Origin of the sequence: Microcoleus sp. Pol12B4 (genome assembly GCF_036701385.1) — a bacterium.
Classification (GTDB): Bacteria; Cyanobacteriota; Cyanobacteriia; order Cyanobacteriales; family Microcoleaceae; genus Microcoleus.
Genome location: NZ_JAUBQR010000253.1, coordinates 1 through 8995, shown reverse-complemented (window position 1 = coordinate 8995; position 8995 = coordinate 1). Strand labels below are relative to the sequence as shown.

Sequence of the window (8995 nt, the reverse complement as noted above, 5' to 3'; positions counted from 1 at the left end):
ATTCAGAAAGATGTGAGTGTTTCTCGCCAAATCATTGCCTTTTTGCATCAAAGGAGTCAGCGAGGCTGCGATCGCAATTATTGCCATCATTCCCAACCCTGCTAGCAAGTGCGGGCCGACAAATAGCTTGCCGTTGTTGATGTAGGTGACGGCCATCCCGATGATCGCAACTGTAACCATTAAGGCTAACAGCAAAGAACCCATCTGGTGGTGCTTGACGTTGAATTTGCCCTTAATTAACTCTTTTTTGAGTTCGCCTTCGGCACTTCTGGTACGTCGGATTTGAATGCCGAGATACAAAGCATACAATGAGATAGCCAGCAGTACCCACATTAAAATTGGGTGGATGAATTGGCTCCAAACTTTCACTGACTGAGGAATTTCGAGATTCATAGTGTTCTGAGGATTGGCAAACATACTTCATAAAACTTAGCATACCAGTCAGGCCGTCTCGTGCGACGGTAAAAATATACGGTATGAGAGACTATTATGCCTGCCACTAAACAAGACGCTGTATTGATTCAAGCCGCCAAGACTGGCAACATTATTCACGTCCAAGCTTTACTCGCTAAGAATGTTAACGCTAACGCCAAAGACTCTGAGGGGACGACGGCTTTGATGTTTGCTGCCCAAAAGGGCTATACAGAAATCGTGCGTACTCTACTAAACAATGACGCTAATGTCAACCAGGTGAGCAGGCGTTTTGGCTTGACGGCTTTGATGCTGGCGGCGGCTCACAAACAGGCTGACTCTGTGCGACTGTTGCTGGCTGCGGGTGCTGATGTTAATGCTAAAAATGATGATGGAAGTACGGCTTTGATGGCAGCTTCTCTCAAGGGCCATATCAATATTGTGCGGATGTTACTTGATGCTAATGCTGATGTAAATGTCCGAGATAAAGATGGAGATTCGGCTTTGAAAATAGCTGCTTTATCGGGTCATATAGCTATTGTTAAAGCTTTAGTGGATGCGGGTGCTGTTGCTGACAATTCTATGCTGTTTTTAGCTGTCCGTCAAGGAAGCGCTGAAATTGTGCGAATTTTGCTCAAGTGTGGGGCGGATGCTAATGTTAAAAATCTAGAAAGCAAAACTGCTTTAATGCTGGCGGCGACGGCGGAAAATTTGGCTGTTGTCGAGGCGCTGTTGGCTGCTGGTGCTGATGTCGAAATTCCCGACAAAAACGGAGAAACTGCTTTAACTTTGGCGGCAGATTCCGGCAATACTGATGTGGTGCAAACTTTGCTTAGTACGGGTGCTAATGCGAATGTGAAAAATGGAGATGGGGGCACGGCTTTGATGGCCGCTGCTGCTGGGGGAAATGCGGCGATCGCCCATATCTTACTCGATGCTGGCGCGGATATCAACGCTAAGGATAAAGATGATGAAACTGCTTTGAATTTTGCCGTGGTTGAAGGCTGCGAAGATGTGGTGGAATTGCTCTTAAACCGAGGTGCTAGTGTCGGTTCTAGAAATCGGTTGGGCGATACGCCTTTACTGGTGGCGGCTGTTCACGGCCATAGTGCGATCGTATCGGCTTTGCTGCAAAAAGTAAACTCAAATCGGGATGAGTTTCTGAATGCGAAAAACTTTGGGGAGACTGCTTTGACGCTGGCTGCTTTTCACGGACATACCGAGACGGTGAAGGCTTTGCTTGACGGCGGTGCAGATCCCAATGTCCCGGCGGATTTGGGGAAAACGGCTTTAATGAAGGCGTGCGATCGAGGTTATATTGCGATCGTCCAATTATTAGTCGAAAAAGGCGCGGATGTCAACTTGGTGGATGATTCGGGCGCAACCGCTTTAATGTGGGCTGCACATCGGGGTTATGCTGATGCAGTCAATATTTTAATCGCTGCTGGTGCAGAAATAAACCACAAAAATCCGGGCAATTATACAGCTTTAATGTTGGCTGAGTTTAAAGGTTATTCGATTGTGGTGAAATTGCTCAAAAGTGCGGGAGCCTTGGAGTAAGAATGAAATAGTTTTGAGTAACGTAATTCTGTCATTCTGAGCCTAGGCTTTGGGAAGTGAAGAATCTCAGATATCGGGACTTACGCATTGTAACGGCGTGGCAATAATTGGAGATTCTGCGCTGCACTCAGAATGACATAATTAGGTGATTAGTGCGTCCAGGACTATGAATTAACCTCAATTTGCTTTGCGTACCCAGCCGTTAATAGTAAAGCGGCTATCAGCAAAAGCTTTTGAGGGACAGCTAACTTGCAAAACTTCGTGCATATAGCGACTTAGAAAAAATACGATGCTGTTATTGCGAGGCTCAACAGTTCTGAATGTCTTGTCCGCAACATAAAAATTGTTCTCGATTTTGCTGTCATAAATCTGTAACTCGCCACCTGAAAAACCCTTGGGTTCTCGATAGAAATAGTAAACGTAAGTAAAAAATCGGCTGGCTGTATCGGGCGAGCCACTGTCGTTGTGAAGTTTATAAAAGTTGTTGTCGTTGTGCATGGTTAGCTGAGCTTCTATCTCACCCAGGGGAAATGACGGAATATTTAAACTTTTCAGCACGTCGGGGAGAATTGCTTTGATGCGATTAACCATCAGTTCCGAAAATTCGGGGAACGAGTGGAGTACCATCGAACGGCGGTAATCTTCGGCATTGGTTGAGGTGCTGGTACTCACAAATTCTGATTCTTTTGCCAAGACATATTTGATGAGTTTATTCTTTTCTGCGGGGGTCAAAAAGTTGTCTATTTGGGCGTAGCGAGATATTAAATCGTCATTTACAGGCGGTGCAGGGGTGGGAATTTCTGCGGCGGGAATTTCTACGGGAGTTGCAAGCTGCTGCAGTTCCAGTTGCTGCAAGTAAATGGGGGGTTCGGTGACTAATCCCACTAGGTGTTCGCCGGGAAAAGAAAGGGCGGAACGCCCTTCGTCTATGGGGATTTGAAATAAGGGCGAAAAACTGAGTGTTTGTTGGGTGCGATCGACTAATGTTTTGATCAGGCTGTGCAATAAAGGTGTATCAGATTTGAGGGTGACGGTGCACTGATGTCCGCCTGTGAGGAGGATTTTGACTTTTATGTCTTGGGGTTTAATTTGCGGTTGAGTGTAAGTCATAATTTTTGAAGGACGCAACTGGGAATTTGGTAGGACATAACAGTGTTGATTGGTGTCATAGCCTTCCAGATCCCCCCTAACCCCCCTTAAAAAAGGGGGGGACAAGAGTGTCTAAATTCCCATTAAGAAGGGGGGGACAGGGGTTTTCTCAAAGTCCCCCGGGAGGGGGATTTAAGGGGATCGAGACTTAGAGTAAAAGCAGAGATACAAAGAATTTCCGACTTAAGTTAAGACCAATAAACACTATTGTATCCCTACAATAAAATACACAATTGAGAATTGCTTTAGGTATTATTCCTAATGCAAGAAGTGGCGGATATCAGTGAAAACCATTGTGATTCCGAGTTGGTTGGCTGCTTCTATGGAATCTCGATCGCGCATACTTCCGCCGGGTTGGACGATCGCAATTATGCCCGCCTCAGCCGCAGTTTTGACTGAATCGTCGAAGGGAAAGAAACCATCGCTTGCCAAAATCGCTCCTTTGCTCTTCTCTCCTGCTTGTTCCAATGCTAGCTTAACCGAACCCACGCGATTCATTTGTCCGGCGCCGACACCGATTGTAGTGCGATCGCGCGTCACAACGATCGCATTTGATTTGACGTGTTTCGCTACTTTCCAAGCAAACACCAATTCTTCTAACTCTCCCGCCGTCGGCTGTTTCTCAGTAACAACCCGCCATTTGCTAGTTTCTTCTACTATATTATCTGAGTCTTGCACCAGCAAACCGCCTGCAATAACTTTAACAGTTTGTGGCGGCCTTTGAGTCAAATCTGGCAAAATTAATACTCGAACTTTCGCCTTTTTCTTGATAATTTCTTCGGCTTCTGGTTCGCACCCCGGCGCGACTATACATTCTAAAAATGTTTGAGTTAACGCCGTGGCGGTAGCAGCATCAATGGGGCGGTTGAGGGCGACAATTCCGCCGAAAGCTGAGACTGAATCGGTGTCGAATGCTTTTTGATACGCTTCAGAAATAGTTATTCCCAAGGCTGTACCGCAAGGATTTGTATGCTTCAGAATAGCGGCGGCGGGGGTGTCGGGGAATTCTACGATCAGCCGCCTTGCTGCTTCTAAATCTACTAAATTATTGTAGCTTAATTCTTTGCCTTGCAGGATGGTGCTAGTCGTCCAACCTGTCGGTGTACTTCCGCTTTGATACCAGGTGGCAGCTTGATGGGGATTTTCGCCGTAGCGCAGAGTTTGCAACTCTTTTCCTGATAAATTAAATTGGTCGGGTAGCGAAGATTTTTCAGCGGATTGGCTGCTGCTGAGATAAGTTGCGATCGCGCGATCGTAGTTGGCTGTATGTTTGAAGGTTTCTAGAGCGCATCTTTGCCGAAACTCTAAGGATGCTTCGCCACCATTTTCCCGCAGTTCTTTTAAATAAGTATTGTACTGTTCGGGGTCGCACAAAACTGTCAAATGAGCGTGGTTTTTGGCGGAAGCTCTCAACATTGCCGGCCCGCCGATATCTATCTGCTCAATTGCGTCGGCTAGACTAACTCCTGGTTTAGAAATTGTCTCTTCAAATGGATACAAATTGACTACAACTAGATCGATCGCCCGAATTTGATTTGCTGTTAAATCTGCGAGGTCTTCCGGTACATCGCGGCGTGCTAAAATGCCACCGTGGATTCGTGGGTGAAGTGTTTTGACTCGCCCTCCCAAAATTTCGGGAGAACCAGTGTATTCCGCAACTTTGGTCACTGGGATGCCTGCTTCTTTGAGGGCCGTTGCTGTCCCGCCACTACTAATTATGTCAAATTCAAATTCTTCTACTAGACTGCGCGCTAAGTCGATTAGTCCGCTTTTATTGGATGTGCTCAGAAGTGCTAGACGTGCCATTGGTTTGAAGTTGCGATCGCAAAAATAGATAGGTTATATTCTATATCACATCTGCCTGCAGGGAGATGATTTGGTAATTGCTAATTATGATTATTTGTGAGCATTTAAGGATGAGTTCGCTCATTTTAAACTATATTTTTTCTCAACTTCTATAATATTTTATACTGACCAGTGGCTTCTAAATATTTAGGGCTTGCGCGTGGAACTGGTTATTTTGTGAGTGCGAGGGGGATTGAAGCCATATAGATCCTGCACAATTCCTCTTTCTACGTAAGTATGAATGTTGTTGAAATTACTTAATAAAACGTAATAGATAATTAGAGAACGATCGCGCTTAAATTTTAACGATGTTTTAGGATGAATTCTAAAAGTAATGTGCTAGCATCGGCTGTAAATTGCTATCTCCCTAAATTTCCAGAAAAATTGGGCGATCGCAATATCTGAATGTAAAAAATAATTGGGTAGGGTAGAAATATGTTTTTTCAAGAAGCCGATCCAGAAAATAAGCTCAGTAATATTAGCAGGAAACATAAAAAAACTGCTCAAAGTATGAATAATAGAACAGACTACCAAGAGATGCCCAAAAAAAGAGCCGAGAATTGGGCACAGGCCAACATTTCAGAAGCTTATAGTCTTAGTCTGTGCGAATTGCAGCAGATGGAGCGAGCAATGGAACAGCTAAAGCAGGATTTGAAAGCTAGCGAATCTCGCTTTAGGAATGTGATCGAAAAAAATGCCGACGGCATCGCAATCGTCAACAAGCTAGGACTTATTTGTTTTGCCAACCCGTCAGCAGAAGCGCTGTTTAACTGCACCGCAGAGGAACTTCTAGGGCAAGCATTTTTTGGCAATTTAGTAGTAGAAGTTTCAGCTTGCGACCTTGAGATGGCCACGGATATTATTCCCCAAGTTGGAAAAACAGAAGCACCAGGAACTCGCGTCGTGCAAACAGAAGTTGAAGCTATTCGCAAGCAAAAAGCAAATGCTGTAGTAGAAATGCGGGTGGTGGAAACGGAATGGGACGGAGAAATGGCTTATTTAGCTACGCTGCGGGACATTACCGATCGCAAACGCGCAGAAGAAATGCTTTGGTTGTACGATCGAGCTATAGCAGCTACTAGCACCGGATTTACGATTTCTGACGCCACTGACCCAGAACATCCAATTATTTATTGCAATCCTGCATTTGAAAGCATGACAGGTTATCGGAGGCAGGAAATTATTGGAAAAAACTGCCGATTTTTGCACGGAAGCGATACCGACCCGGCGGCAGTAGAAATAATTCGCCAGGCCTTGCAAATAGAAAGCGAATGCAAGGTAATATTAAAGAATTACCGCAAAGATGGAACCGCTTTCTGGAATTGTTTCTCAATCTCTCCTGTGCGCGATCGAATGGGCAAATTAACTCATTTTATTGGCGTACAGAGAGACATCACTGAGCGCAAACAAGCTGAAGAAGCCTTGCATAATTCCGAAGCACAAAGCAGAGAACAAGCCGCTCAACTAGCAGCCACACTTAACGAACTAAAAGCCACTAATTCCCAATTAGTTCAAAGCGAAAAAATGTCTAGTTTGGGATTGCTACTTGCCGGCGTCGCTCACGAAATTAACAACCCAGTCAGCTTCATTTATGGCAATCTCGCTCATCTCACAAATTATACTCAAGACTTGTTTGACCACCTCGAACTTTACCAAAAGCATTATCCTAATCCAGTCGCGCAAATTCAACAGGAAAGAGAAGAAAATGAACTCGATTTTTTAGCTGAAGATTTACCTAAAATACTGTCTTCAATGAGCGTTGGTGTCGAGCGGATTTGCCAAATTGTGCAGTCGCTGCGGAACTTTTCGCGGCACGACGATTCACAGATGAAACCCGTTAACATCCACGAAGGTATTGACAGCACGGTGTTAATTCTCAATCACCGTTTGAAAGGGAATGGAGAAAAGCCGCCAATTCAAATTGTCAAACAATACGGAGAATTGCCGACTGTTGAGTGTTTTGCTGGACCAATCAATCAAGTTTTTATGAATATTCTCAGCAATGCGATCGATGCTTTAGAAGATGCCAAGAATAAGCCAAATTTTCAAGAAATGCTAGAAAATCCTAGCCAGATTAGGATTGGTACGCAAGTGGTGGGCAATTTTGTAGAAATTAAAATTGCTGACAACGGGCCGGGAATAACTGAGGAAATCAAACAGCGGATATTCGATACATTTTTTACTACCAAGCCCATTGGCAAAGGCACGGGAATGGGTTTGTCAATTAGCTACCAAATTATTGTAGAAAGACACAAAGGCGAATTAAATTGTACTTCGGAATTGGGCAAGGGCACAGAATTTACTATCAGAATTCCGATCGCACCTTAGTGCGGAATGTGCAATCTGCACCTTACCAACTTGATATATAGGCAAACAAGCGAGCGGGACGCTCCCACTCCTAAAAAACGAGAAAAATTGTTTTTTCTCGTTCCCAGACTCTGGCTGGGAACGCATACTTAGAGGCAAAGCCTCCCCATTGTAGAGACAATTATCAGGTGCTTTTCGGCTCACCTTACCCGCATAAATAGCGAATTAAAAAACCTCCGCACCCTCCAACTTCTTAAAAGTTTCAACCTTAGCCCTCGCCGCTTCCCCGCAAGTCTTCGGCGTCGGAAACATTTTCCCAGGATTCGCCAAACCTTTCGGATTAAACACCTGACGCACCCACTGCATAGTCTCCAAATCTACCTCGGAAAACATATCCGGCATAAAACACTTCTTGTCAGCACCGATGCCGTGTTCCCCGGAAAGACTTCCCCCAACTTTCACGCAAAGCCTGAGAATTTCCCCGCCCAATTCTTCCACCTTTTCGAGCGCACCTTTTACCGAGTTATCGTACAGAATCAGCGGGTGCAAATTCCCGTCTCCCGCGTGAAATACATTAGCAATCCGATAACCGTATTTCTCGCTCAAACCCTCAATTTCTTTCAAAACATAAGCCATTTGCGTTCGCGGAATTACGCCATCTTGCACGTAATAATCCGGGCTGAGATGACCCGCCGCCGCAAAAGCAGCTTTCCGGCCTTTCCAAATTTTTAGGCGGGTTTCCGGGTCGCTTGCTGTCGTGATATTTCGCGCTCCGTTATGCTTGCAAATATCAGCAATCCGCTGTTTGTTTGTGGCAACTTCCACTTCTAAACCGTCGATTTCTACGAGGAGAATTGCCGCCGCATCGCGGGGATAACATCCAGTTGCCACCACATCTTCCACAGCATTGATGCTGATGTTATCCATGATTTCCATGCCGCCGGGAATAATGCCAGCGCTGATAATATCGGAAACTGATTCGCCCGCTGCTTCTATACTGGAAAAATCCGCTAGGAGAACGCAAATCGATTCCGGCGCTTTGAGAATTCGCAAAGTAACTTCTGTGGCGATTCCTAAAGTGCCTTCGGAACCGACAAATACACCAGTTAAATCGTAACCGGGCATTTCGGGAATTTCGCCACCGACATCGACAATTGAACCATCGGGAAGTACCAATTTTAATCCTAAAACGTGATTCGTTGTGACTCCGTATTTGAGGCAGTGAACGCCCCCTGAATTTTCGGCAACGTTGCCGCCAATCGAACAAACAATTTGACTGGAAGGATCTGGCGCGTAGTAGAAACCGGCGCCGCTAACTGCTTGCGTTACCCAGTTATTAATTACTCCCGGCTGCACCACTACTTGCTGATTTTCTAAGTCTACTTTGAGGATTTTTCGCATCAGGGCAGTGACAATCAGCACGCAATTTTCTACAGGCAAAGCGCCGCCGGAAAGGCCAGTGCCTGCGCCTCTAGCCACCCAGGGAATTGAGTTGCGATCGCATATTTTGACCACTTGCGCCACTTCCTCGGTAGTTCGAGGCAATACCACCATGGCGGGGCGCTGGCGGTAGCTGGCGAGTCCGTCACACTCGTAGACAATCAATTCTTCGCGGCGCTGTACCACCCCATTTTTGCCGACTACAGCCTCGAATTCTTTAATAACGGGTTTCCAGTTGCGTTCTGTTTCTACGGCTATCATTAGTGAATTTAATTAGGGAACT

General features: G+C 45.5%; 6 protein-coding genes. 2 read left to right on the top strand and 4 right to left on the bottom strand.

Annotation, left to right across the window (positions count from 1 at the left end; translation table 11 throughout):
* Positions 1 to 393 (bottom strand): DUF4079 domain-containing protein (locus QUA38_RS25105; protein WP_333166752.1); only part of this gene is annotated, 393 nt, incomplete at its 3' end.
* Positions 394 to 489: 96 nt separating this feature from the next.
* Between QUA38_RS25105 and QUA38_RS25100 the strand changes: the two genes are divergently transcribed.
* Positions 490 to 1971 (top strand): ankyrin repeat domain-containing protein, encoded by a 1482-nt coding sequence (locus tag QUA38_RS25100; RefSeq protein ID WP_333166749.1) that lies wholly within the window; start codon positions 490 to 492, stop codon positions 1969 to 1971.
* A gap of 177 nt (positions 1972 to 2148) precedes the next feature.
* Here QUA38_RS25100 and QUA38_RS25095 read toward each other — a convergent pair whose 3' ends face one another.
* Together QUA38_RS25095 and purH are read right to left on the bottom strand one after the other, a co-directional pair.
* Positions 2149 to 3081, bottom strand: coding sequence for a 2OG-Fe(II) oxygenase (locus QUA38_RS25095; protein ID WP_333166746.1), 933 nt, complete (start codon positions 3079 to 3081; stop codon positions 2149 to 2151).
* A gap of 297 nt (positions 3082 to 3378) precedes the next feature.
* Positions 3379 to 4926 (bottom strand): bifunctional phosphoribosylaminoimidazolecarboxamide formyltransferase/IMP cyclohydrolase, encoded by a 1548-nt coding sequence (gene purH, locus QUA38_RS25090; protein WP_333166743.1) that lies wholly within the window; start codon positions 4924 to 4926, stop codon positions 3379 to 3381.
* A gap of 549 nt (positions 4927 to 5475) precedes the next feature.
* Here purH and QUA38_RS25085 point away from each other — a divergent pair.
* Complete coding sequence (locus QUA38_RS25085) at positions 5476 to 7293, top strand: PAS domain S-box protein (protein ID WP_333166740.1); 1818 nt, start codon at positions 5476 to 5478, stop codon at positions 7291 to 7293.
* A 204-nt stretch (positions 7294 to 7497) separates the two neighbouring features.
* Here QUA38_RS25085 and glcD read toward each other — a convergent pair whose 3' ends face one another.
* Positions 7498 to 8973, bottom strand: a complete 1476-nt coding sequence (gene glcD, locus QUA38_RS25080; RefSeq protein ID WP_333166737.1) for a glycolate oxidase subunit GlcD — start codon at positions 8971 to 8973, stop codon at positions 7498 to 7500.
* Positions 8974 to 8995: the final 22 nt, after the last annotated feature.

What these genes read in the sequence shown, in the direction of transcription:
- QUA38_RS25100 (WP_333166749.1), top strand. Translation starts at nt 490, where the DNA reads ATGCCTGCCACTAAACAAGACGCTGTATTGATTCAAGCCGCCAAGACT.
- QUA38_RS25095 (WP_333166746.1), bottom strand. Translation starts at nt 3,081, where the DNA reads ATGACTTACACTCAACCGCAAATTAAACCCCAAGACATAAAAGTCAAA.
- purH (WP_333166743.1), bottom strand. Translation starts at nt 4,926, where the DNA reads ATGGCACGTCTAGCACTTCTGAGCACATCCAATAAAAGCGGACTAATC.
- QUA38_RS25085 (WP_333166740.1), top strand. Translation starts at nt 5,476, where the DNA reads ATGAATAATAGAACAGACTACCAAGAGATGCCCAAAAAAAGAGCCGAG.
- glcD (WP_333166737.1), bottom strand. Translation starts at nt 8,973, where the DNA reads ATGATAGCCGTAGAAACAGAACGCAACTGGAAACCCGTTATTAAAGAA.